The following is a 22862-nucleotide window of genomic DNA, read 5'->3' as shown; positions in this document are numbered from 1 at the left end:
GGAGCCGGGCGCGCCGCAAGCGGCGCCCGGCGGCCGGGCCGTCACGAACCCGTCTTGCGCGCCGTCGTCTTGCGGGCGGCGGTCTTGCGGGCCGGTGCCGGTTTCTCTTCGGCGCCTTCCGTCACGGTTTCGGCATCCTTCGTCGCCGATTTGGCCGTCTTCTTCGCGGCAGCGGCTTTCGGTTCCTTCTTCTCGAACTCGAAACCGATCTTGCCGTCCGGCTGCTTCACGAGGAACGCCTTGAAGTTGCGGCCGGTACGCGACGACTTGAAGTTCGGCAGCAGATCCGTGCGGCCGTCGGCGAGCAGTTTGCCCATCTGCTCGCGCGTGATTTCCTGCTGCAGGATCACCTTGCCCGAGCGGAAGTCGCAGGTCTTCGGGTTTGCCACCGAGTGTTCGCACACGTAGCTCATCCCGTGCTCGAACACGCGGCCCTTGCACTTCGGGCACGCGCCGACCGGCTCCTGCGCGGAGAAGTCGGGCGCTTCGCCTTCCTCGCCGCCCTGGTCCTGACCGAAATCGAACTCGAGCTTGTAGTTCTTCGTCTCGTCATCGAAGGACAGCTTGAGGATCGCCGAGAACGGGCGGCCCATTTTGCTTCGGAAGCCGGACAGCGGCCCGATTTCCTTCTTCTGCAGCAGCTCCTCGACTTCCGGGATCTCGAACTGCCGGCTGCCCGGGATTTTCGAGATTGAGAAGTCGCATTTCGTGCACGCGAAGCGGCGGTAGTTTTCCTTCACCTGGCCGCCGCAATTCGGGCACGGTGTCTCGAGCGTCGCGTAGTCGCCGGGGATCGTGTCGGAATCGTATTCCTTCGCGCGCTTGACGATCTGTTGCGTCATGCGGGCGATTTCCTGCATGAACGCGTCGCGGCCGAGATTGCCGCGCTCCATCTGCGACAGCTTGTATTCCCATTCGCCGGTGAGCTCGGGCGCCGTGAGTTCCTTCACGCCGAGGCCGCGCAGCAGCGTCATCAGCTGGAATGCCTTCGCGGTCGGGATCAGTTCGCGGCCTTCGCGCAGCAGGTACTTTTCGCCGAGCAGGCCTTCGATGATCGCCGCACGCGTGGCCGGCGTGCCGAGGCCCTTCGCGGCCATCGCCTCGCGCAGCTCGTCGTCCTCGACCAGCTTGCCCGCGCCTTCCATCGCGGACAGCAGCGTCGCTTCCGAGTAGCGTGCGGGCGGCTTGGTCACGAGCGCGACGGCGGCGATCTCGTCGGTCTTCACCTTCTCGTCCTTCTGCACCGGCACGAGGTTCGCGTCCGCGCCTTCGGCGTCGCGGCCGTACACCTGCAGCCAGCCCGGCTCGACCAGCACCTTGCCTTCCGTCTTGAAGTGATGGCCGGCGACTTCGGTGATCCGGGTCGTGACGCGGAATTCGGCCGCCGGGAAGAACACGGCGAGGAAGCGCTTCACGACCAGGTCGTACAGCTTCTGCTCGGGCTCGGAGAGTGCCTTCGGCGCCTGGAGCGTCGGGATGATTGCAAAGTGGTCGCTGATCTTCGAGTTGTCGAAGATCCGCTTGTTCGGCTTCACCCAACCCTTGTCGAGCACCTGCTTCGCGTGCGGCAGGTAGTTGTTGCTCTCCTTGAGCATCTCGAGCGTGGACTGCACGGTCGACAGGTAGTCTTCCGGCAGCGCGCGCGCGTCGGTACGCGGGTACGTCAGCACCTTGTGCTTTTCATACAGCGCCTGCGCGAGACCGAGCGTGTTCTTCGCGGAGAAGCCGAAACGGCCGTTCGCTTCGCGCTGCAGGCTCGTCAGGTCGAACAGCAGCGGCGACAGTTGCGTCGACGGCTTCGATTCCTCGGACACCGTGCCGATCTGGTCGCGGCAGGCGGCGACGATCGTCTCGGCAGCCGGCAGGCTCCACAGGCGGGAGTCGCGCTTTTCCGGATCGAATTCGTCGCGCTTGAATTTCGGGTCGTACCACTTCCCTTCGTAGAAGCCGCTCGCGCACGCGAATTCGGCCTTCACTTCCCAGTAGTCGCGCGGGATGAAGCGGCGGATTTTCTCTTCACGTTCGACGACGATCGACAACGTTGGCGTCTGAACCCGGCCGACGGTGGTCAGGAAGAAGCCGCCGCCCTTGCTGTTGAACGCGGTCATCGCGCGGGTGCCGTTGATCCCGACGAGCCAGTCGGCTTCCGAGCGGCAGCGTGCGGCGTCGGCGAGCGGCTGCATGTCCGTGTCGCTGCGCAGGTTCGCGAAACCGTCGCGAATCGCCTGCGGCGTCATCGATTGCAGCCACAGGCGCTGGACCGGCTGTTTCGCCTTCGCGTGCTGCGCGATCAGGCGGAAAATCAGCTCGCCCTCGCGCCCCGCGTCACATGCGTTGATCAGGCGGTCGACGTCCTTGCGCTTCATCAGCTTCGTGAGCACCTTGAGGCGCGACTCGCTTTTTGCGATCGGGTTCAGGTCGAAATGCGGGGGAATGACGGGCAGATGCGCGAAGCTCCATTTCCCGCGCTTGACCTCGTACTCCTCCGGGGCGGCGATTTCCAGCAGGTGGCCGACAGCGGACGAAAGGACGAAATCGTCGCTCTCGTAATACTCGTCATGCTTGGTAAAGCCGCCCAAAGCGCGTGCGATGTCGTTCGCGACAGAAGGCTTTTCCGCAATGATCAGTGCTTTGGACATGACAGGTGTGTGTTGGTAGACCGGGTTCGCCGGTTGTGGGTCCCTTTTACGACCGCTTTATAGCACACGCCGCAGCGACGGCGGCTCGGCGTGTAAAAAGCGGCTCATCATAGAGGGGGGCTGCAATGGCGGCAAGCGCCCGGCGCGGCGGGCCGCGCCAACCTGCGCAAAACCGCCGGGCGGGCCCGCGAATTCAGGCTTCGACGTTCAGGATGTCGCGCAATTTCGGTGCGTGCGGCGCACCGGGCACCGCACTCAGGTCGGACAGCATGCGCTCGACGATCGCCGCGTGCGGCAGCACCGTGCCGAAGAAGCGGGCGGTGTGGGCATCCTCGATCAGGATGGTCGGGAAATTCTCGACGTCGAGATCGTCGAGGCGGTCGGCATGGGTTTCGATGTCGATCCAGGCGAAGCAGGCGTCCGGATGCGCATCGGCGAGCTGGTCGAAGGCGCTCCGGTAGTCGCGGCACGTGCCGCACCATTCGGCGCACAGGCAGGCGACCAGCAACGTGCCGGGATCGGCGAGGCGCTCGGCGATCCGATCTGCATCGGTGTCGAGATTCAGCGCGGGCATGGAATTCCTTGGGTAGCGTCGGCGGTCGGGCCGCCCCTATGCCGGGGAATGTAGCACGCCCCGCGCAGAGGGGGTGGGCGCGGCGTCAAGCCGCGCGAAGCGTCCGCCGGCGACGCTCGCGACGCGGCCGGTCAGTTCCAGCGAGAGCAGCGCGCCATGCAGCACGTCGTCGGACAGGCCGCTGTGCTCGGCCAGCCATTCGTACGTCACGGGGCCGTATCCCAGCGCGGCGAGCACCGCCTGTTCCGACGGGGTGCCTGGCGGAGCGGCTTCGATGGAGGCCGGCGCGGTGGTCGCGGCAGGGCGATCCGCTTGCGCGATGCCGGCAGCTTCGGGTTCGCGGATTTCGTCGACATTCGGGCCCTGATTACCGGCTCGCATTGCGCCGCTCGTTGCGCGCGCCGCCGGTTCGCCCAGCCCGTATTCCTCGAGCACGTCGAGCGGCGCCGCGGTGAGCTTCGCGCCGTCGCGGATCAGCGCGTGGCAGCCCTGCGCGAGCGGCGCGTGGATCGAACCGGGCATCGCGAACACGTCGCGCCCCAATTCGTTCGCGAGCCGCGCGGTGATCAGCGAACCCGAGCGCGGGGCGGCCTCGACGACGAGCGCGCCGATCGCGAGCGCGGCGATCAGCCGGTTGCGCTGCGGGAAATGCGCGGCGCGGGCCGGCGTGCCGAGCGGCCATTCCGACACGATCGCGCCGTGTGCGGCGATTTCGTGCGCGAGCGCCCGGTGTCGCGCCGGGTAGACGAGATCGGCGCCCGTCGCGATCACCGCGACGGTGCCCGAGCGGCCGTCGAGCCCGCCACGATGCGCGGCGCCGTCGATGCCGAGTGCGAGGCCCGAGACGATCGTGAGGCCCGCGTCGGACAACACGTGGGCGAAATGCGTGGCGTCGGCGAGCCCCTGCGGCGTCGCATGGCGGCTGCCGACCACCGCGAGGCCGCGTGCGTGCAGCAGGTCGAGCTGCCCCTTTACATATAGCAGCGGCGGCGGATCGTGCAGATCGCGCAGCCGCGGCGGGTAGGCCGGATCGCTCAGCGTGACGAGCACGTTGCCCGGTCCGTCGAGCCACGCGAGCGCGGCGTCGGTGCGCGTATCGAGACCGTCGCGCTCGCTCGCGCGCACGGCCTGCGCGGCGGCGGGGCTGACCACGGCGGCGATTGCCTCGTCGGGCGCGCGCAGCAGCGCGTCCGGCGAGCCGAAAGCCGCGAGCAGCACCTGCAGCACGGCGGGCGAGAGACCGGGCGCATGCGCGAGCTGCAGCCAGGCGCGCAGCGCGGCGGGCATCAACGCTTGCGGGGACATGAGGCGGCCCTCGAATGCGGCGGCCAGCGGAGCGCGTGGCGCCATGATAAAATTTTCATCATCCGAAATACTCGACAGGGCCGTGCGCGCAGGCACGCGGCCGATTGCAGGAGGCGCGATCCGCGGCATTGATATGCCACGCATCCGCCTCATCTTCATTGCATCCCGGCGGCGGCGCCAGCCGGCCGGATGGCCGATGCGGCACGCCGCTCCACCGAATACCGAACACCATGGCATTGCTCAATATTCTTCATTACCCCGACAAGCGGCTGCACAAGGTCGCGAAGCCCGTCGACAAGGTCGACGACCGGATCCGCAAGCTCGTCGCCGACATGGCCGAGACCATGTACGCGGCGCCCGGCATCGGCCTGGCGGCCACGCAGGTCGACGTGCACGAGCGCGTGATCGTGATCGACGTCTCCGAAGAGAAGAACGAGCTGCGCGCGTTCATCAACCCGGAGATCGTGTGGTCGAGCGACGCGAAGCAGACCTATGAAGAAGGCTGCCTGTCGGTGCCCGGCATCTATGACGAAGTCGAACGCCCCGACCACGTGCGCGTGCGTGCGCTCAACGAGCAGGGCGAGACGTTCGAGCTCGACTGCGAAGGCCTGCTCGCCGTGTGCGTCCAGCACGAGATGGATCACCTGATGGGCCGCGTGTTCGTCGAATATCTGTCGCCGCTCAAGCAGACGCGTATCAAGACGAAGATGAAGAAACTCGAACGCGCGATGTAATGCGCGTGCGCCCAGCCCGACCCCGAACGCTGTCATGACCCATACGTTGCGCGTGATTTTTGCCGGCACGCCGGAATTCGCCGCGGCTGCCCTTGCCGCGATCCACGAGGCCGGTTTCCCGGTGCCGCTCGTGCTCACCCAGCCCGATCGCCCGGCCGGGCGCGGGATGAAGCTCCAGGCGAGCGCCGTGAAGCGCTACGCGGTCGAGCACGGGATGGCCGTCGCGCAGCCGCCGTCGCTGCGTCGCGCGGGCAAGTACCCGGCGGAGGCGGCCGACGCGATCGAACTGCTGCGCACGACGCCGCACGACGTGATGGTGGTGGCCGCGTACGGCCTGCTGCTGCCGCAGGAAGTGCTCGATATCCCGCGCGCCGGCTGCATCAACATTCACGCATCGCTGCTGCCGCGCTGGCGCGGCGCGGCGCCGATCCATCGTGCGATCGAGGCAGGCGACGCCGAGACGGGCGTCACGCTGATGCAGATGGACGTCGGCCTCGACACCGGTGCGATGATCGAGGAGGCGCGCATCGCGATCGCGCCCGACGATACGACCGCGACGCTGCACGACCGCCTCGCCGCCGACGGCGCGCGGCTGATCGTCGACGCGCTCGTGCGGCTCGAGCGCGACGGGACGCTGCCGGCGACGCCGCAGCCGGCCGACGGCGTGACCTACGCCGAAAAGATCGGCAAGCACGAAGCGGCGCTTGACTGGCGCAAGCCTGCCGACGTACTCGCGCGCCAGGTGCGTGCGTTCGACCCGTTCCCGGGCGGCGTCGCGACGCTCGACGGCGCGGCCATCAAGCTGTGGGCGGCCGAGCCCGTGGCGGCGCATGGCACGATTGCCAGCGCGGCGCCCGGCACGATCGTCGAAGCCGCGCCGGAAGGCGTGGTGGTCGCATGCGGCAGCGGCGCGCTGCGCGTCACCCAGCTGCAGAAGCCCGGCGGCAAGCGGCTGCCTGCACGCGAATTCCTCGCCGGTTCGCCGCTCGCCGCCGGCCAGCGTTTCGCGCTGCCCGACGTCGACTGACAGGCCTGAGCACCATTCGACCCGGTCTGCCGGCCCGGCGCAACTGGCCGGACGGCCGAGTCGCGCGGGGCGGCAGGCACGCGTAGAATTTCCCTGCGCTCCCCGGTTTCGAGGTTTTCATGTTCGGCATCACCCATTTCGGCTTCTTCGTGTTCGCGGTCTTCCTGCTGAACATCACGCCCGGCCCCGATACGGCCTACATCGTCGGCCGCAGCGTCGCGCAGGGGCGCGGCGCGGGGCTGATGTCGGCGTTCGGCATTTCGGCCGGCTGCTGTGTCCACGCGCTCGCCTGCGCATTCGGCCTCACCGCGCTGCTGGCGGCGTCGGCCACCGCGTTCACGGTGATCAAGCTGGTCGGCGCCGCGTACCTGATCTATCTCGGCGTGCGGATGATCATCGCGAAGCAGGCCACCGCGCCGTCGGGCGCCGCGGCCGCACAGGCCGCGGCCGCCAAGCCGCTGCGCCAGCTGTTCATGCAGGGTTTCTGGACCAACGTGCTGAATCCGAAGGTCGTGCTGTTCTTCGTGTCGTTCTTCCCGCAGTTCGTGTCGGCCGACAGTCCGCACAAGGCCTGGGCGTTCCTGACCCTCGGCGCGGTGTTCGTCGCGATGAGCACGGTCTGGACGAGCCTGGTTGCGTGGGTGGCGGGCAGTGTCACACAGCGATTTTCCGGCAAGCCGGGCGTCAGGAAGTGGCTCGATCGCACGGTTGGCAGCGCTTTCGTCGGCCTCGGTCTTCGTCTGGCCGCTTCGCAACACTGACATTGAATTTTTCCGGCAAGACCTTATCTAACAAATCGCTTACAATTTTCCGCCGTGCCCTGTGAGGTGCGGCGGGTCCCCTGACGGATAAGGAGTGGGTATGTTCAATTGGGTCAAAACGGCGATGCTGATGGCCGCGATCACGGCCCTGTTCATCGTGATCGGCGGGATGATCGGCGGCTCGCGCGGCATGACGATCGCGCTGCTGTTCGCGCTCGGCATGAATTTCTTCTCGTACTGGTTCTCGGACAAGATGGTGCTGCGCATGTACAACGCGCAGGAAGTCGACGAGAGCACGGCACCGCAGTTCTACCGGATGGTGCGCGAGCTGGCCACGCGCGCGAACCTGCCGATGCCGCGCGTCTACCTGATCAACGAGGATGCGCCGAACGCGTTCGCGACGGGCCGCAACCCCGAACATGCGGCGGTCGCCGCGACGACGGGCATCCTGCGCGTGCTGTCGGAGCGCGAGATGCGCGGCGTGATGGCGCACGAACTCGCGCACGTGAAGCACCGCGACATCCTGATCTCGACGATCACCGCGACGATGGCGGGCGCGATCTCGGCACTCGCGAACTTCGCGATGTTCTTTGGCGGGCGCGACGAGAACGGCCGGCCGGCCAACCCGATCGCGGGGATCGCGGTCGCGCTGCTCGCCCCGATCGCAGGCGCGCTGATCCAGATGGCGATTTCGCGAGCCCGCGAGTTCGAAGCCGACCGCGGCGGCGCGCAGATTTCCGGCGATCCGCAGTCGCTCGCCACCGCGCTCGACAAGATCCACCGCTATGCGGCGGGCATCCCGTTCCAGGCGGCCGAGGCGCATCCGGCCACCGCGCAGATGATGATCATGAACCCGCTGCACGGCGGCGGCCTGCAGAACCTGTTCTCGACGCACCCGGCCACCGAGGAGCGCATCGCCCGCCTGATGGAGATGGCGCGCACCGGCCGCTTCGAGTGACCCCCGGCGACCCGCGCGGCTGCTGCCGCGCGGGGCCGCCCCGCCACCCCGCATGCTTCGCGCTGCGGGGTGTTTCATTTGTGCGCGCCGTAAAGGGGCCAAAGGGGCGGCATGGCCGCACGCTACAATGCGCGGTTTGGAATCGCCGGGTCATCTGGCCGCCGCGATCCCGCCGTTTGCCGTATTTGTTTGCCGCACCTGATTGCCGCGCCTGCTTGCCGATTCCGCACCGATGACACGACCCCGTTCTTCCGCTCCGACTTCTTCCGGCCGCCCGGCGCGCCTGGCTGCGCTGCACCTGGCGCCCGATTCGCTCGGCTTCGCGCTCGACGCGGCCGCGCAGGCGGTCGACGCGGTGCGACGCGGTACCGCGTTGCCGGCGGCGCTGTCGACCGTATTCGCGCAGATGCCGTCCGGTGCGCAGGCGCTCGCGCGCGGCGCGACGCAGGACGTCGCCTACCGGACGATGCGTCGCCTCGGCAGCGCGGACTGGCTGATCGGCCAGTTCGTCAGCAAGGCGCCGCCCGCGCACGTGCACGCGGTGCTCGCCGGCGCGTTCGCGCTGCTGCTCGACCCGCCTGACGAGGCAGCGTACCCGGCGTTCACGGTGGTCGACCAGGCCGTCACCGTCATCGGTGCGCGCCGCGAATTCGCGTTCGCGAAGGGGATGATCAACGCGGTGCTGCGCCGTTTCCTGCGCGAGCGCGACGCACTCGTCGCCGCGATGCAGGACGACCCGGTCGCACGCTGGAACTACCGCGCGTGGTGGGTCGATGCGGTGAAGCGCGCATGGCCCGACGCATGGCAGGCGATCCTCGCGGCCGGCGAGCGTCAGGGGCCGCTGACGCTGCGCGTGAATGCGCGCCGCGCGAGCGTCGATGCGTATCTCGACACGCTGCGTGCGAGCGGAATCGACGCGACCGCGATCGGCCGGCACGCGGTGAGGCTCGCGTCGGCGCTGCCGGTGGAGCGCATTCCGGGCTTCGCCGACGGCGTGGTGTCGGTGCAGGACGCCGGCGCGCAGCTCGCGGCGGAATGGCTCGGCGCGCGCGACGGCATGCGCGTGCTCGACGCGTGCGCTGCGCCCGGCGGCAAGACGGGCCATATTCTCGAACTCGCCAATGCGGAAGTCGTGGCGCTCGAAAGCGACGCGACGCGCGCGGCGCGCATCGGCGAGAATCTCGTGCGCCTGTCGCTCGCGGCGAACGTGTGCGTCGGCGACGCGGGTGCGCCGGACACCTGGTACGACGGGCGTCCGTTCGATCGCATCCTGGCCGACGTGCCGTGCTCGGCGTCCGGCATCGTGCGGCGGCACCCCGACATCCGCTGGCTGCGCCGCGAGGCCGACATCCCGGCGCTGGTCGCGGAGCAGCGTCGCATCCTGTCGGCGCTGTGGCCGCTCGTGAAGCCGGGCGGCGAACTGCTTTACGTGACCTGTTCGATCTTCCCGGAAGAAGGCGAATTGCAGGCCCGCTGGTTTGAAGCGGCCTGTGAAGATGCGGTACGATTGGACGCCCCGGCCAACTGCTGCCGGGCAGCGTGCAGGGACGGGCGGCCGCCGGCGCACTCGACCAGAACACCGATCACGACGGATTTTTCTACGCGCGGTTTCAGAAACGGTGACGATCAAACACCTTTTTCCCTTTCGGCTCGCGGCCGTCCTGCTGGTCGCGTTGACGCTGTGCCTGGCCGTCGTCCGGCCGGCGCATGCCGAATCGATCGCCGTGCAGCGCGCATCGCTCCAGTCCGACGGCAGCGGCTGGAGCCTGGACGCGCGGTTCGACTTCGAGCTGAATCCGAACCTCGAGGATGCCGTCAACAAGGGCATCCCGCTTTACTTCACGACCGACTTCGAGCTGAGCCGCGCGCGCTGGTACTGGTTCGACGAGCAGCCGGTGGCGGTCACGCAGACGATCCGCCTGTCGTTCCAGCCGCTCACGCGCGAGTACCGCGTGTCGACGGGCGGCCTGCAGCTCGGCTTCCCGTCGCTGAAGGATGCGCTCGCGGTGGTCCGCCACATCACGTCGTGGCACGTGATCGACCGTAACCAGGTACGGGCAGGCGAAACCTACACGGCGTCGGTGCGGATGCAGCTCGACACGGCGCTGATGCCGAAGCCGTTCCAGGTCGATGCCGTGAACAACCGCGACTGGACGCTCGGGTCGGACTGGAAGCGCTTCAACTTCACGGTGACCGAACGTGCTAAATAAAGTACGCCGCGCGGCCAGCGGGAAGAGCCTCCTCATCCGCGTGATCGTCTCGACGGTCGCGATCACCGCACTGCTGCTGCTCGTGCTGCTCGCGGCCGCGAGCGCGAACACCGAATTCTTCGACCGCTACTACTCGTGGCTGTACGCGACGAACATCATCGTCGCGCTCGTGTTCCTGCTCGTGGTGCTCGGGCTGATCGGGATGATCGTCGTGCGCCTGAGGAAGGGCAAGTTCGGCACGCGGCTGCTCGCGAAGCTCGCGGTGTTCTTCGCGCTCGTCGGCGTGGTGCCGGGCGGGATCATCTACATCGTGTCGTACCAGTTCGTGTCGCGCAGTATCGAGTCGTGGTTCGACGTGAACGTCGAGACGGCGCTGACGGCCGGGCTGAACCTCGGCCGCGGAATGCTCGATGCGTCGCTGTCCGATCTGCAGACCAAGGCGCGGCTGATGTCCGACCAGCTCGCGAGCGTCGATGCGAACACGAACGGCACGACGCTCACGCTGCTGCGGCTGCGCGACCAGTTCGGCGTGCAGGACGCGACGATCGTCGAGCCGAGCCGCGGCGGCTCGGGCGCCGCGCCCGACCTGCACATCGTCGCGCAGGCGTCGGGCAATTTCGCGGCGCTGATTCCGGACGACCTGCCGACGCCGCTGATGCTGAGCCAGGCGCGCGAACACGGCGCGTATGCGGCGATCGAGGGCGAGGTCGACGGCGACCCGCGCGCGCATGGCGCGAAGGGCGCGCTGCGGTTGCGCGTCGTGCGGCCGATTCCCGATGCGACGACGTCGCTGCTGCAGCCGGCGGAGCGGTTCCTGCAGCTCACGCAGCCGGTGCCGCCCGGGCTCGCGCACAACGCGGACGCCGTGCAGCGCGCGTACCGCGAGTACCAGGAAAAGTCGCTCGGCCGCACGGGCCTGCGCAAGATGTACATCGGCACGCTGACACTCGCGCTGTTCCTCGCGACCTTCATCGCGATGATGCTCGCGCTCGCGCTCGGCCAACAGCTCGCGCGGCCGCTGTTCCTGCTCGCGCAGGGCACGAAGGAGATCACGGAAGGCGACTACACGCCGAAGCGCGAGATCAAGACGCGCGACGAGCTCGGCTTCCTCACGCAGTCGTTCAACGCGATGACGCGCCAGTTGTCCGAGGCGCGGCTCGCGGTCGAGAAGAACCGCATCGCGCTCGAGCATTCGAAGACGTATCTCGAGAGCATCCTCGCGAACCTGACGGCCGGCGTGTTCGTGCTCGACCGCCAGTTCCGGCTGACGACGGCCAATCGCGGCGCCGAGCGGATCTTCCGGCAGCCGTTCAACTCGCTGATCGGCACGACGCTCGACCGGATCGGCGTGGCCGCCGGGTTCGGCGCGATGGTGCGCAAGGCATTCGCCGATCGCGAGGCGGCGTCCGACGGCGGCAGCGGCGATCGCGGCCACTGGCAGCAGCAGTTCGCGATCGAGGTGCCGGGCGAAACCGATCCGCTGACGCTGCTCGTGCGCGGCACGCGGCTCGTGTCGACGGTCGAGGGGCAGGCCGACGATCCGCAGACGTCCGGTTACGTCGTCGTGTTCGACGACATCTCCGACGTGATTTCCGCGCAGCGTTCGGTCGCGTGGGGCGAGGTCGCGCGGCGGCTCGCGCACGAGATCAAGAATCCGCTGACGCCGATCCAGCTGTCGGCCGAGCGGCTGCAGATGAAGCTGTCGGACAAGCTCGCGCCGCCCGACGCGGACGTGCTCAAGCGCGGCGCGACGATGATCGTGAACCAGGTGGCCGCGATGAAGCGGATGGTCGACGATTTCCGCGAATACGCGCGCACGCCGCCGGCGGTGCTCGCGAACCTGCAGTTGAACGAACTGGCGAGCGAGGTGCTCGGGCTGTACGGCGTCGGCGAAGGCAAGAGCCCGATCGTCGCCGAGCTCGCGCCGTCGCTGCCGGTGATTCGCGGCGACGCGACGCAATTGCGCCAGGTGATTCACAACCTGCTGCAGAATGCGCAGGATTCGGTCGCGGAGTCCGCGCATCCGCGTGTGTTGATCGAAACCAAGACAGTAGAATATGGCGACCCCGACGCCGAGGGCAAAACGCGCGTCGCGGTACGGCTTACCGTGTCCGACAACGGGCCCGGTTTTCCGGCACGCATCCTGACCCGCGCGTTCGAGCCTTACGTGACGACGAAGGCGAAGGGCACGGGGCTCGGGTTGGCCACGGTCAAGAAAATCGTTGACGAGCACGGCGCGCGGATCGATCTGCGCAATCGCATGCACGGCGAGACCGTCGAGGGTGCGCAGGTATCGATCCTGTTCCTGCAGATGGCGAGCGATACGCCAGGCGCCGAACCGGGTGCACAGGACGGGACGACTCCCGCCAAGACAAAAGCAAGTGAGCAGACAAAGGCAGCGTAAATGGCAACCATCCTGGTGGTAGATGATGAAATGGGCATCCGGGAATTGCTCTCGGAGATCCTCAGCGATGAAGGACATGTCGTCGAGGCGGCGGAGAACGCGCAGGCCGCGCGGGAATACCGGCTGAATCAGGCGCCCGATCTCGTGCTGCTCGATATCTGGATGCCCGATACCGACGGCGTCACGCTGCTCAAGGAATGGGCGGCGCAGGGGCTGCTGACGATGCCCGTGATCATGATGTCCGGGCACGCGACGATCGATACCGCCGTCGAGGCGACCAAGATCGGCGCGCTCGATTTCCTCGAAAAGCCGATCGCGCTGCAGAAGCTGCTGAAGTCGGTCGAGCACGGTCTCGCCCGCGGCGCGGCGCCGGTGTCCGCGAACGCGGCGGCGAAGGCGGGCGGCGGGCAGGCCGCGGGGCCGGCGACGGTCGCGTCCGCGGCGGCGCTGCCGACGCTCGGCGACGACATGGCGTCGGCGCTCGGCCTCGCGGGCCAGACGGCGGCGATCCCGTTCGACATCCCGTTGCGCGAAGCGCGCGATGCGTTCGAGCGCGCGTACTTCGAGTATCACCTCGCGCGCGAGAACGGCAGCATGACGCGCGTCGCGGAGAAGACGGGCCTCGAGCGCACGCACCTGTATCGCAAGCTCAAGCAGCTCGGCGTCGAGCTCGGCAAGAAGCCGTCCGAAGGTGCGCTGTAAAATATTTTGCGAAAGCACTTGCCCGGGGGCGAATAGCTCGATATACTTTCATTCTTCGTTGGCCCGGTAGCTCAGTTGGTAGAGCAGCGGATTGAAAATCCGCGTGTCGATGGTTCGATTCCGTCCCAGGCCACCAGCATTTAAAACCCCAAGAATCGGAAGGTTCTTGGGGTTTTTCGTTTGTGATGGGTATCGCGTGTCGTGGGCGGCGGGCCCGGCAGCATTCGCCGGGGCATGATAAAATCCGTGCCCGCTCAATGACTTAGCGCATCGCTTCATGCACATGGCAGGCTGCCCGCGGCGCGCCTGTCGTGGCGCGCGGCAACGATGCCGCGCGATGAGCGGTATAAGCGCGCCGCCGCATTCGCGGCCGACCGCGCTGCCTATACTGGTCGAGCCGGCGCAGGCCGGTCGCGTCGGGCCGTCCGGCGGCAGCCGGCCTCGGGGCGCAGTGCGACGCGAGCCTACACATTCACGGAGTATCACGGTGATTCGGACAGACGCTAAAGACGGCGCGCTCGTGTTGTTTTCCGGCGGGCAGGACTCCGCCACGTGCGTGGCATGGGCCCTCGAACGCTACCAGACGGTCGAGACGCTCGGCTTCGATTACGGCCAGCGTCATCGCGTCGAACTCGAGTGCCGCGAAGGCGTGCGCGAAGCACTGAAGCACAGGTTTCCGGCGTGGTCGGACCGGCTCGGCGACGATCACATGATCGACCTGTCGGTGCTCGGCGCGATCAGCGATACCGCGATGACGCGCACGATCGAGATCGAGACGACGGCCAACGGCCTGCCGAACACGTTCGTGCCGGGCCGCAACCTGATGTTCATGACGATCGCCGCGGCGATCGCCTATCGCCGCGGGCTGCGCGTGCTGGTCGGCGGGATGTGCGAGACCGATTTCTCGGGCTATCCCGATTGCCGCGACGACACGATGAAGGCGCTGCAGGTCGCGCTGAATCTCGGGATGGATACGCGCATGGTGCTCGAGACGCCGCTGATGTGGCTCGACAAGGCGCAGACCTGGCAGCTCGCCGAACAGCTCGGCGGCGACGCGCTCGTCGAACTGATCCGCGTCGAGACGCACACGTGCTACGTGGGCGAGCGCGCGGAACTGCACGACTGGGGCTTCGGCTGCGGCGAATGCCCGGCCTGCAAGCTGCGCAAGCGTGGCTACGAGGCTTACCTGAAGGGCGAGCGGGTGACCGAAGCGCCGCTGTGATGCGGCTCGCGCGGGCAGCGCTTGATGGACAACGGATTCTGATCGACAACGAGCGGCGCGAGCCGGACGAAGCACGATGACTTACGCGGTCAAGGAAATTTTCTACACGTTGCAGGGCGAGGGCGCGAATGCGGGCCGGCCGGCCGTGTTCTGCCGGTTCGCCGGCTGCAACCTGTGGTCGGGCCGCGAAGAGGATCGTGCGGAGGCCGTGTGCCGCTTCTGCGATACGGATTTCGTCGGCACCGACGGCGAGAACGGCGGCAAGTTCAAGGACGCCGCCGCGCTCGTCGCGACGATCGCCGGCCTGTGGCCGGAGGGCGAAGCGAATCGCTTCGTCGTCTGCACGGGCGGTGAGCCGATGCTGCAGCTCGACCAGCCGCTCGTCGACGCGCTGCACGCGGCCGGCTTCGAGATCGCGATCGAGACCAACGGTTCGCTGCCGGTGCTCGAATCGATCGACTGGATCTGCGTGAGCCCGAAGGCCGATGCGCCGCTCGTCGTCACGAAGGGCAACGAACTGAAGGTCGTCGTGCCGCAGGACAACCAGCGGCTGGCCGACTACGCGAAGCTCGACTTCGAGTATTTTCTCGTGCAGCCGATGGACGGCCCGTCGCGCGACCTCAACACGAAGCTCGCGATCGACTGGTGCAAGCGTCATCCGCAGTGGCGGCTGTCGATGCAGACCCACAAATATCTGAACATTCCCTGAGCCACGGCTTTTGACATCGTGCTGATTACCCGAAAACTCGAATTCGACGCGGGCCACCGCATTCCCGATCACCGCAGCCAGTGCCGGAACCTGCACGGCCATCGCTACGTGCTCGAAATCACGCTGCGCGGCGATCTCGTCGATACCGAGGGGGCGCCCGACCGCGGCATGGTGATGGATTTCGCCGACGTGAAGGCGCTCGCGATGGAGCACCTCGTCAGCAAGTGGGACCACGCGTTCCTGGTCTATGCGCGCGACGACGTCGTGCGCTCGTTCCTCGAGCAGATGGCCGACCACAAGACGGTCGTGATCGACCGGATCCCGACCGTCGAGAACCTCGCGGCGATCGCGTTCGACCTCCTCGCGAACGTGTACGACGCGCACTACGGCGTGAACCTGCGCCTCGAGCGCGTGCGGTTGTACGAAACGCCGAACTGCTGGGCCGACGTCGAGCGCCAGCCCGGCCGCTGATCCTGCCTGCCCCCGCAGCCCCGCTGTCCGGCGCGGGCTGCCCGTCGCCGCGCACCGTGGCCTCGACTCCCTCCTTCCCGCGTCGGTAGGGCTTCCCCTGTCTGTTCCCGCATCGAGCGCCCGCCGCGCTATGATCGACGTGCCGCACCGAAAAACGCTCGCGTGAGCCATTGCGCGGCCCGCGCTGTCAGATCGGCCGTCCCGGGCCGACTCACGTTCTCCGGCGCGCGATCCGTCGTCGCCGCCGTGCTTCGGTTGCCCGGCGGTATGCATTCCGCTTTCCGCTGCGCCTGTTGCTTGTCCCGTTCGATTGCCGTTCCGTTCCGGAGGCCGTATCGATGAGCACGCTCACCAATTCCCTCAAACAACGCCTGCGCGACGGTGACGAGCCGCTGTACGGCCTGTGGCTGTCGCTCGGCAGCGACTCGGCCGCGGAAGCGCTCGCGCACGCCGGTTACGACTGGCTCTGCATCGACATGGAGCATGCGCCGAACGACAGTCGCGACGTGGCGTCGCAACTGCGTGCGATCGCCGCGGCGCACCTGCCGAGCGAGCCGGTCGTGCGCGTGCCGGCTCGCGAGCCGTGGCTTGTGAAGCGCGCGCTCGACGCCGGCGCGCGCACGCTGATGTTCCCGTGTATCGAGACGCCCGACGACGCCGCGCACGCAGTGCGGCTCACGCGCTTCCCGTCGCCCGACACACCCGACGGGCTGCGCGGCGTCGCGGGCATGGTGCGCGCGGCGGCGTTCGGCATGCGCCGCGACTACCTGCAGACGGCGAATGCGCAAGTGGCGGTGGTCGTGCAGGTCGAATCGGCGCGCGGCGTCGACGAAGTCGAGCGGATCGCGGCGACACCCGGCATCGATTGCCTGTTCGTCGGCCCGGCCGACCTCGCGGCGAGCCTCGGGCATCTCGGCGACATCCGCCACCCGGACGTCGAAACCGCGATGGCGCGCGTGCTCGCGGCCGGCAAGCAGGCAGGCGTCGCGGTCGGCATCTTCGCGGGCGACACGGCGGCCGCGCGCCAGTATCGCGACGCCGGTTACCGGATGATCACGGTGTCGGCCGACGTGAGCTGGCTATTGCGCGCGACGCGGCAGGCGTTGCAGGAGGTACGGTCATGAACGGCGCAGACGCTGCGTGCCGCAGGCGCGCGCGGATCGGGACGATGGTCGGCCTGTGGGCCGTGTGTGCGGTGGCTGCCGCGCAGGGCGCGCCGCAAGCGAAGCCCGATCCGTCGCGCGAGACGCAATCGGCGGTTGCCGACTACAACGCCGGAGACTATCGCGCGGCGCTGGTGCAATTCCACGATGCGGCCGAGCGCGGCGATCGCCTCGCGCAGTTCAACTACGCGATGATGCTGCTGACGGGCGAAGGCGTGACGGCGAACGTCGACGAAGGGCTGCGCTGGCTCAGGCGTGCGGCGGACGCGAACATGTCGCATGCGCAGTACGTGTACGGCCGGATGTTCGACGATGGCGAGTTCGTCGCGCGCAATCCGGCGGAAGCGCATCGCTGGTTCCTGCGCGCCGCGAAGCAGGGGCACGTGCAGGCCGAGCTGTCGCTCGCGAACCAGTTCCTCGACGGGCGCGGCACGCCGCGCGACAACCGGCAGGCGTTCGCATGGTACAAGCAGGCCGCCGACGCGGGCGAGCCGACCGCGCAGTACGTGACCGCGTCGTTCTACGAGCGCGGCGGCGACGGCGTCGCGCAGAACCTGAACATCGCGCGCGCGTATTACGCGGCGGCAGCCGCGCAGGGTGACGAGACGGCCGGGATGAAATTCAAGGAGCTGAGCGCGCGGCTGAAGGCGCCGGGGCCGGCATCGGGCGCCGGTGCGGAGCAGGGCAAGCCGCACGCGCCGCCGCAGTAGGCGGCCGCATTCGGCGCATCCAATGAAAAACGGCGCCGGGGCGCCGTTTTCGTGTGCCGCAGTGCGGGGCCGCGATCAGCTCTTCATCAGCCGCCGCTGCCGCCCGACGCTCATGATCATCCCGATCGCGATGCCGAGCGTCGTGAGCGCGGTGCCGCCGTAGCTCATGAACGGCAGCGGCACGCCGACGACCGGCAGCACGCCGCTGACCATCCCGATGTTGACGAACGCGTAGACGAAGAACGCGAGCGTGAGCGAGCCCGCCAGCAGCCGGCCGAACAGCGTCGCGCCCTGCGCGGCGATGTAGAGCCCGCGCGCGATCAGCGCCATGTACAGCGTCAGCAGCACGAGCCCGCCGGCGAGCCCCCATTCTTCCGAGAACACCGCGAAGATGAAGTCGGTGTGCTTTTCCGGAATGAATTCGAGGTGCGCCTGCGTGCCTTTCAGGTAGCCCTTGCCGAGCACGCCGCCCGAGCCGATCGCGATCACGGCCTGGATCGTGTGGAAGCCCTTGCCGAGCGGGTCCGAGGTCGGGTCGAGCAGCGTGCACACCCGGTGTTTCTGGTAGTCGTGCATCAGCGGCCACTGTACTTCGGGCTGGCAGATGCGTTCCTCGAACACGGCGATCGAGCCGACCGCGAGCACGCCCGCGACGAGCACCGGCACGATCAGCTTGAACGACAGGCCGGCGAGGTAGATCACGAAGAAGCCGGCCGCGAACACGAGCAGGCCCGTGCCGAGGTCGGGCTGCTTCGCGATCAGCCCGACCGGCACCAGCAGGATTCCGAACGCGGCGATGAAGTCGTACCAGCGCAGCCCGCCTTCGCGGCGCTGGTAGTACCACGCGAGCATCAGCGGCGTCGCGATCTTGAGGATTTCGGACGGCTGGATCACGACGCCGACGTTCAGCCAGCGCTTCGCGCCCTTCTTGGTCATCCCGAACAGCGCGACCGCAATCAGCAGCGTCACCCCGAACGTGTAGAGCGGGACCGCGAAGCGCATCAGCGTGGTCGGCGGGATGTTGGCGATCACCCACATCAGCACGAACGTCAGCAGGATGTTGCGCAACTGGTCCTCGACGCGGCCCGGCATGTCGATCGACGCGCTGTACAGCGTGACGATGCCGACGCACAGCAGCAGGAACACGATGAGGGCGAGCGGGCGATCGAAGCCCGCGAACATCTGCTTGATCTTGTCGAGCCAGGCGCGCTTGTCGAATTGCATGCCTTTCTCCGTTAATGAGCGGTGCCGGCGTCCGCCGCTTTCGCGGGGGCCGTCGCACGATGGTTGTCGTCCCGCGGCGCGGCGGCGACCGGCTGCGCGTCGCTCGCGGGCCGGCGCGGCCGGTGCGGACGCCGGATCGGCGGCAGGCTCGCGGCCATCGGCACCGCGGCGCTCGCGTCGGCCGGCGCGGTGGCGCTGGCCGCACCTGAGGCACCCGAGGCACCCAAGGCACCCAAGGCACCCGACGCGGCCGATGCCGCCTCGGCCGCGCTGGCCGCCGACGGCACGACCGGCTGCGGCAGCGCGGTGAAGCCGGCCGCGATCGTGGCGGGCTTCGACGTGTCGCCGACCACCGGTGCGCTCACCGGCTCGGTCGCCGACGCCGCGGCGGCCACGGCCGCGGCCTCGTTCTTCGGGTTCTGGCGCTCGACCAGGTAGTAGTCGAGCACGCGACGCGCGATCGGGCCGGCGGCCTGCGCGCCCCAGCCGCCGTTCTCGACGACCAGTGCGACGGCGATCTGCGGATGGTCGACCGGCGCGTACGCGATGAACAGCGCGTGGTCGCGCAGGTGTTCGGCGAGCAGGTGGCCCTTGTAGTTCGAACCCTGCAGCGAGAACACCTGCGCGGTACCGGTCTTGCCGGCGGCGAGGTACTGCGCGCCGCGGAACACCTTGTACGCGGTCCCGGACGGGTTCTCGATCACGTTCTCCATCCCGCGCTTCACGACGTCGATGTCGGCCGCCTTCAGCGGGATCACCTCGCTTTCCTTCGGCACGGTCAGGTGGCGCGCCCGCGAGATCGGGTCCTCGACTTCCTTCACGAGGTGAGGCTTCATCACGACGCCGTTGTTCGCGAGCGTTGCCGTGGCGTGCGCGAGCTGCAGGATCGTGAACGAGTTGTAGCCCTGGCCGATCCCGAGGCTGATCGTCTCGCCGTCGAACCACTTCTGCTGCGCGGCCTTCTTGAACGCCTTCTTCTTCCAGTCGGTCGACGGCAGGATCCCGCGCGCCTCGCCCTGGATGTCGATCCCGGTGATCTGGCCGAAGCCGAACGGCTTCATGAAGTTCGCGATCGCGTTCACGCCGAGGTCGCGCGCGAGCATGTAGAAGTAGGTGTCGTTCGACACCATGATCGCCTTGTTCATGTCGACCCAGCCCTGGCCGGAGCGCACGTCGTTGCGGAACGTGTGGCCGCCGAACGTGAAGTAGCCCGGGTCCTGGAAGCCCCAGCCCGGCGTGCGCTTGCCGAGCGTGAGGCCCGCGAGCGCCATGAACGGCTTGTACGTCGAGCCGGGCGGGTAGGTGCCGTGCAACGGGCGGTTCAGGAGCGGCTTGTCGGGCGAGTTGTTCAGCTCGTCCCAGGTCTGCTGGTCGATGCCGTCGACGAACGAGTTCGGGTCGAAGCTCGGCGACGATACGAACGCGAGCACGTCGCCCGTCTTCGGCTCGATCGCGACGAGCGCGCCGCGCTTGCCGGCGAACGCCTGCTCGGCGACCTGCTGCAGCCCGATGTCGAGCGACAGCACGAGGTTGTTGCCGGGCGTCGCCTGGGTGCGCGACAGCGTGCGCACCGGCCGGCCGCCAGCCGTCACCTCGACTTCCTCGAAGCCCGTCAGCCCGTGCAGCTCGGTCTCGTAGCTCTGCTCGACGCCGATCTTGCCGATGTAGTCGGTGCCCTTGTAGTTGTTCGCGTCGCGGCGCGGATCGTAGTGCTCCTGGTCGCTGTCGTTGTCGTCGCTCATCGCGTCGATGCGATCCTGGTCGCGCTTCGAGATCCGGCCGATATAGCCGATCACGTGCGCGGCCGTCATGCCGAGCGGGTACTGGCGGAACAGCCGCGCGCGCACGTCGACGCCGGGGAAGCGGAAACGCTGCGCGGTGAAGCGCGCGACTTCGGCGTCGGTGAGCCGCGTGCGGATCGGCAGGCTCTCGAAGTTCTTCGAGTCTTCCTGCAGCTTCTTGAAGCGGCGGCGGTCGCGGGCGTCGATCGGGATGATCTCGGACAGCTTGTCGATCGTGTTGTCGAGCGTGTCGTCGAGCTTCGACGGCGTGATCTCGAGCGTGTACGCCGAGTAGTTCTTCGCGAGGATCACGCCGTTGCGGTCGGTGATGATCCCGCGGTTCGGCACGATCGGCGCGACCGAGATGCGGTTTTCCTCGGCCTGCAGCGCGTATTTGCCGTGCTGCATCAGCTGCAGGTAGAAGAAGCGGCTCGCGAGCAGCCCGAAGCAGACGAACACGAACACGCCCGCCGCCGCGACGCGCAGGCGGAACCTCGAGAGCTGCTGTTGGGTGTCGTTGAATTCGGTCATTTAAGGGCAATCTGGCCCGCGCGCGGACGCGGGCGAGGTGCCGCCCCGGAGCGCGGCGCGCGGCGGGCGTGGGGGCGGCGGGTATTCAAGGTCGGTCCGGCTCAGATCGGGCGCGTATCGTCCGGGTCGACCGGGCGGCGTTGCGGCATCAGCAGCAGGTGGCTCGCGATCGGCCACAGCGCGGCTTCGACGAAACCGTCGACGAGATAGCGCCAGCCGGGGAACGCGGCGCCCATCAGCAGGCGGATCACGAACGGCACGAGCTGCGCGGCGACCAGCAGCGGCGTGACGTACAGCACCTGCACGCCGATCGGCATCCACAGCACGCGGCGGTGGATCGTGATCGCGCCGTACGACAGCAGCGTATAGGCGAGCGCGTGCTCGCCGAGCAACCCCGCGTCGTGCACGTCCATCAGGATGCCGAGCGCGAACGCGACGCCCATCCCGACCTTGCGCGGCTGGTGGATGTTCCAGAACAGCAGCACGAGCGCGACGAAATCGGGCACGCCGGGCAGGCGGCCCCATGGCATCAGGTTCAGCAGGAACGCGGCGGCGAGGCTGAAGACGATGAAGTACGGATTGACCGGCTGCAGGATGTATTGCGGGCGGTTCATCGCTGGGCTCCTGATTGCCCGGCGGCGGGCTTCGCGGGCGCGGCGGCGGGCTGGGCCGGCGCCGGTTTCGCGCCGGGCTGGGCCGCGGCGGCCGGCTTCGCGTTCGCGTCGGCCTTGTCGGTTTTCTCGGCCTTTTCGCCCTTCGCGGCGGCTTTCGCGCCCTTCTTGCCCTTCGCGTTCTTCTCGGCGGCGGGATCGGGCTCGGCCGGGCGCGGCGGGATGTCGTTGCGGTAATGCAGCACGAGCATCTGGCGCGCGCCGCGCACGGCCGCGACCGGTGCGCAGGTCACCCGGGCGAACGCGGTATCGGCGAGCTTGTCGACGCGCACGACCTTCGCGACCGGCAGGCCGGGCGGATAGACGCCATCGAGGCCGCTCGTGATCAGCTCGTCGCCGGCGACGAGATCCGCGCTCGTCGGCACGAAGCGCAGGTCGAGCGAATCGCCCTTCGGCGTGCCGTAGATCACGCTGCGCAGGCCGGTGCGCAGCACCTGCACGGGAATCGCGAGATCGCGGTCGGTGACCAGCGTGACTTCGGATTGCAGCGGGAACACGCGCGTGACCTGGCCGATCACGCCGTCCTCGCTGACGACGGGCGAGCCGTCCTGGATACCTTGCTGCGAGCCTTGCCCGACCACGATCTTCTGCGTGAACGGATCGCTCGTGTCGTACTGGATCTCGACCGGGGTCGATTGCGTCGCGATGTGCTGGCGCAGTTCGAGCACCGCGCGCAGGTGCGCGTTCTCCTGCGTGAGCACGGCGGCCTGGTTGGCCTGCGTGGACAATTGCAGGTTGCGCTTGCGGAGATCGTCGTTCTCGTGGCGCAGCGCCGCGCCGGTGACGGCGAGGTCGGCCGCGCCCATGAACAGGTCGCGCGGCACGAGCGCCGCGCGTTGCAGCGGGTAGAGCACGGTGCCGAGCACGCCGCGCACGATTTCGAGCGTGCTGAAGCGCGCGTCCGACACGAGGAGCGCGATGGCGAGGGCGACGAAGAAGATGAGCCGCGCGAGCGCGGGCGGACCTTGCTTGAAGAGGGGCGGCGGACTGTATTCCATGGTCGGCGCCGGGCGCGTGTGATCGGTTAAATAATGCTCAGACGCGCAAACGGCGCGGCGGTTCGTTC

At 68.2% G+C, this 22862-nt stretch carries 19 protein-coding genes, 1 tRNA gene and 1 pseudogene; 14 read left to right on the top strand and 7 right to left on the bottom strand.

Annotated elements, in window-relative coordinates; translation table 11 throughout:
• Positions 1-41 precede the first annotated feature (41 nt).
• The 3 genes from SY91_RS02255 to dprA form a co-directional block, all read right to left on the bottom strand.
• Positions 42-2639: a DNA topoisomerase III gene (locus SY91_RS02255; protein ID WP_011546488.1), complete on the bottom strand. Its 2598-nt coding sequence runs from the start codon at positions 2637-2639 to the stop codon at positions 42-44.
• A 193-nt stretch (positions 2640-2832) separates the two neighbouring features.
• Entirely contained in the window at positions 2833-3213 is a 381-nt protein-coding gene (locus tag SY91_RS02250) for a thioredoxin family protein (RefSeq protein WP_006477457.1), read from the bottom strand.
• Between the two features lie 36 nt (positions 3214-3249).
• Positions 3250-4563 (bottom strand): DNA-processing protein DprA, encoded by a 1314-nt coding sequence (dprA, locus tag SY91_RS02245; protein ID WP_185921040.1) that lies wholly within the window; start codon positions 4561-4563, stop codon positions 3250-3252.
• A 185-nt stretch (positions 4564-4748) separates the two neighbouring features.
• Here dprA and def point away from each other — a divergent pair, with 185 nt between their 5' ends.
• From def to SY91_RS02175, 14 genes and pseudogenes are all read left to right on the top strand, one after another.
• Positions 4749-5252 carry a peptide deformylase gene (def, locus tag SY91_RS02240; protein ID WP_006485794.1) on the top strand — a complete coding sequence of 168 codons (504 nt, stop codon included), beginning with the start codon at positions 4749-4751 and terminating at the stop codon, positions 5250-5252.
• Positions 5253-5286: 34 nt separating this feature from the next.
• Positions 5287-6279 carry a methionyl-tRNA formyltransferase gene (gene fmt / locus SY91_RS02235; protein WP_023476432.1) on the top strand — a complete coding sequence of 331 codons (993 nt, stop codon included), beginning with the start codon at positions 5287-5289 and terminating at the stop codon, positions 6277-6279.
• 119 nt (positions 6280-6398) lie between these two features.
• On the top strand, positions 6399-7040 hold the full coding sequence (locus SY91_RS02230; protein WP_023476431.1) for a LysE family translocator: 642 nt from the start codon (positions 6399-6401) through the stop codon (positions 7038-7040).
• A gap of 100 nt (positions 7041-7140) precedes the next feature.
• Entirely contained in the window at positions 7141-7998 is an 858-nt protein-coding gene (gene htpX, locus SY91_RS02225) for a zinc metalloprotease HtpX (RefSeq protein WP_023476430.1), read from the top strand.
• A 232-nt stretch (positions 7999-8230) separates the two neighbouring features.
• Positions 8231-9621 (top strand): annotated as a pseudogene (rsmB, locus tag SY91_RS02220) (16S rRNA (cytosine(967)-C(5))-methyltransferase RsmB).
• Positions 9618-10208, top strand: coding sequence for a DUF4390 domain-containing protein (locus tag SY91_RS02215; protein ID WP_006477467.1), 591 nt, complete (start codon positions 9618-9620; stop codon positions 10206-10208). The pseudogene rsmB and the gene SY91_RS02215 overlap by 4 nt, the downstream one beginning before the upstream one ends.
• Positions 10198-12612: a sensor histidine kinase EsaS gene (esaS, locus tag SY91_RS02210; RefSeq protein ID WP_011546482.1), complete on the top strand. Its 2415-nt coding sequence runs from the start codon at positions 10198-10200 to the stop codon at positions 12610-12612. The genes SY91_RS02215 and esaS overlap by 11 nt, the downstream gene beginning before the upstream one ends.
• Entirely contained in the window at positions 12613-13314 is a 702-nt protein-coding gene (esaR, locus tag SY91_RS02205; RefSeq protein ID WP_012329434.1) for a response regulator transcription factor EsaR, read from the top strand. It abuts the gene before it with no gap.
• Between the two features lie 60 nt (positions 13315-13374).
• Positions 13375-13450, top strand: a tRNA-Phe gene (locus tag SY91_RS02200).
• Between the two features lie 351 nt (positions 13451-13801).
• Entirely contained in the window at positions 13802-14536 is a 735-nt protein-coding gene (gene queC, locus SY91_RS02195; protein ID WP_006482568.1) for a 7-cyano-7-deazaguanine synthase QueC, read from the top strand.
• A 76-nt stretch (positions 14537-14612) separates the two neighbouring features.
• On the top strand, positions 14613-15245 hold the full coding sequence (gene queE, locus SY91_RS02190; protein WP_011546480.1) for a 7-carboxy-7-deazaguanine synthase: 633 nt from the start codon (positions 14613-14615) through the stop codon (positions 15243-15245).
• 18 nt (positions 15246-15263) lie between these two features.
• The gene (gene queD / locus SY91_RS02185; RefSeq protein ID WP_006477472.1) at positions 15264-15716 is read left to right on the top strand and encodes a 6-carboxytetrahydropterin synthase QueD; all 453 of its coding nucleotides are present in this window, start codon (positions 15264-15266) and stop codon (positions 15714-15716) included.
• Between the two features lie 338 nt (positions 15717-16054).
• Complete coding sequence (locus SY91_RS02180; protein WP_023476428.1) at positions 16055-16840, top strand: HpcH/HpaI aldolase family protein; 786 nt, start codon at positions 16055-16057, stop codon at positions 16838-16840.
• On the top strand, positions 16837-17589 hold the full coding sequence (locus SY91_RS02175; RefSeq protein WP_023476427.1) for a tetratricopeptide repeat protein: 753 nt from the start codon (positions 16837-16839) through the stop codon (positions 17587-17589). The genes SY91_RS02180 and SY91_RS02175 overlap by 4 nt, the downstream gene beginning before the upstream one ends.
• A gap of 75 nt (positions 17590-17664) precedes the next feature.
• On the opposite strand, the gene rodA is transcribed toward SY91_RS02175, so the two are convergent.
• The 4 genes from rodA to mreC all read right to left on the bottom strand — a co-directional run bounded on the left by rodA (position 17665) and on the right by mreC (position 22794).
• Positions 17665-18813, bottom strand: a complete 1149-nt coding sequence (gene rodA, locus SY91_RS02170) for a rod shape-determining protein RodA (protein ID WP_011546477.1) — start codon at positions 18811-18813, stop codon at positions 17665-17667.
• An 11-nt stretch (positions 18814-18824) separates the two neighbouring features.
• Positions 18825-21125, bottom strand: coding sequence for a penicillin-binding protein 2 (gene mrdA, locus SY91_RS02165; protein ID WP_185921039.1), 2301 nt, complete (start codon positions 21123-21125; stop codon positions 18825-18827).
• A 101-nt stretch (positions 21126-21226) separates the two neighbouring features.
• The gene (mreD, locus tag SY91_RS02160) at positions 21227-21739 is read right to left on the bottom strand and encodes a rod shape-determining protein MreD (protein WP_006477476.1); all 513 of its coding nucleotides are present in this window, start codon (positions 21737-21739) and stop codon (positions 21227-21229) included.
• Positions 21736-22794, bottom strand: coding sequence for a rod shape-determining protein MreC (mreC, locus tag SY91_RS02155; RefSeq protein WP_023477663.1), 1059 nt, complete (start codon positions 22792-22794; stop codon positions 21736-21738). The genes mreD and mreC overlap by 4 nt, the downstream gene beginning before the upstream one ends.
• Between the last annotated feature and the right edge of the window lie 68 nt (positions 22795-22862).

This window comes from Burkholderia cenocepacia (assembly GCF_014211915.1).
GTDB classification, from domain to species: domain Bacteria; phylum Pseudomonadota; class Gammaproteobacteria; order Burkholderiales; family Burkholderiaceae; genus Burkholderia; species Burkholderia orbicola.
Note: the sequence above shows the minus strand (reverse complement) of the source record. Positions and strands in the feature narration are given on the sequence as shown.

What these genes read in the sequence shown, in the direction of transcription:
- SY91_RS02255 (WP_011546488.1), bottom strand. Translation starts at nt 2,639, where the DNA reads ATGTCCAAAGCACTGATCATTGCGGAAAAGCCTTCTGTCGCGAACGAC.
- esaR (WP_012329434.1), top strand. Translation starts at nt 12,613, where the DNA reads ATGGCAACCATCCTGGTGGTAGATGATGAAATGGGCATCCGGGAATTG.
- queE (WP_011546480.1), top strand. Translation starts at nt 14,613, where the DNA reads ATGACTTACGCGGTCAAGGAAATTTTCTACACGTTGCAGGGCGAGGGC.
- SY91_RS02230 (WP_023476431.1), top strand. Translation starts at nt 6,399, where the DNA reads ATGTTCGGCATCACCCATTTCGGCTTCTTCGTGTTCGCGGTCTTCCTG.
- mrdA (WP_185921039.1), bottom strand. Translation starts at nt 21,125, where the DNA reads ATGACCGAATTCAACGACACCCAACAGCAGCTCTCGAGGTTCCGCCTG.
- rodA (WP_011546477.1), bottom strand. Translation starts at nt 18,813, where the DNA reads ATGCAATTCGACAAGCGCGCCTGGCTCGACAAGATCAAGCAGATGTTC.
- dprA (WP_185921040.1), bottom strand. Translation starts at nt 4,563, where the DNA reads ATGGCGCCACGCGCTCCGCTGGCCGCCGCATTCGAGGGCCGCCTCATG.
- SY91_RS02250 (WP_006477457.1), bottom strand. Translation starts at nt 3,213, where the DNA reads ATGCCCGCGCTGAATCTCGACACCGATGCAGATCGGATCGCCGAGCGC.
- def (WP_006485794.1), top strand. Translation starts at nt 4,749, where the DNA reads ATGGCATTGCTCAATATTCTTCATTACCCCGACAAGCGGCTGCACAAG.
- SY91_RS02175 (WP_023476427.1), top strand. Translation starts at nt 16,837, where the DNA reads ATGAACGGCGCAGACGCTGCGTGCCGCAGGCGCGCGCGGATCGGGACG.
- htpX (WP_023476430.1), top strand. Translation starts at nt 7,141, where the DNA reads ATGTTCAATTGGGTCAAAACGGCGATGCTGATGGCCGCGATCACGGCC.
- SY91_RS02180 (WP_023476428.1), top strand. Translation starts at nt 16,055, where the DNA reads ATGAGCACGCTCACCAATTCCCTCAAACAACGCCTGCGCGACGGTGAC.
- mreC (WP_023477663.1), bottom strand. Translation starts at nt 22,794, where the DNA reads ATGGAATACAGTCCGCCGCCCCTCTTCAAGCAAGGTCCGCCCGCGCTC.
- mreD (WP_006477476.1), bottom strand. Translation starts at nt 21,739, where the DNA reads ATGAACCGCCCGCAATACATCCTGCAGCCGGTCAATCCGTACTTCATC.
- fmt (WP_023476432.1), top strand. Translation starts at nt 5,287, where the DNA reads ATGACCCATACGTTGCGCGTGATTTTTGCCGGCACGCCGGAATTCGCC.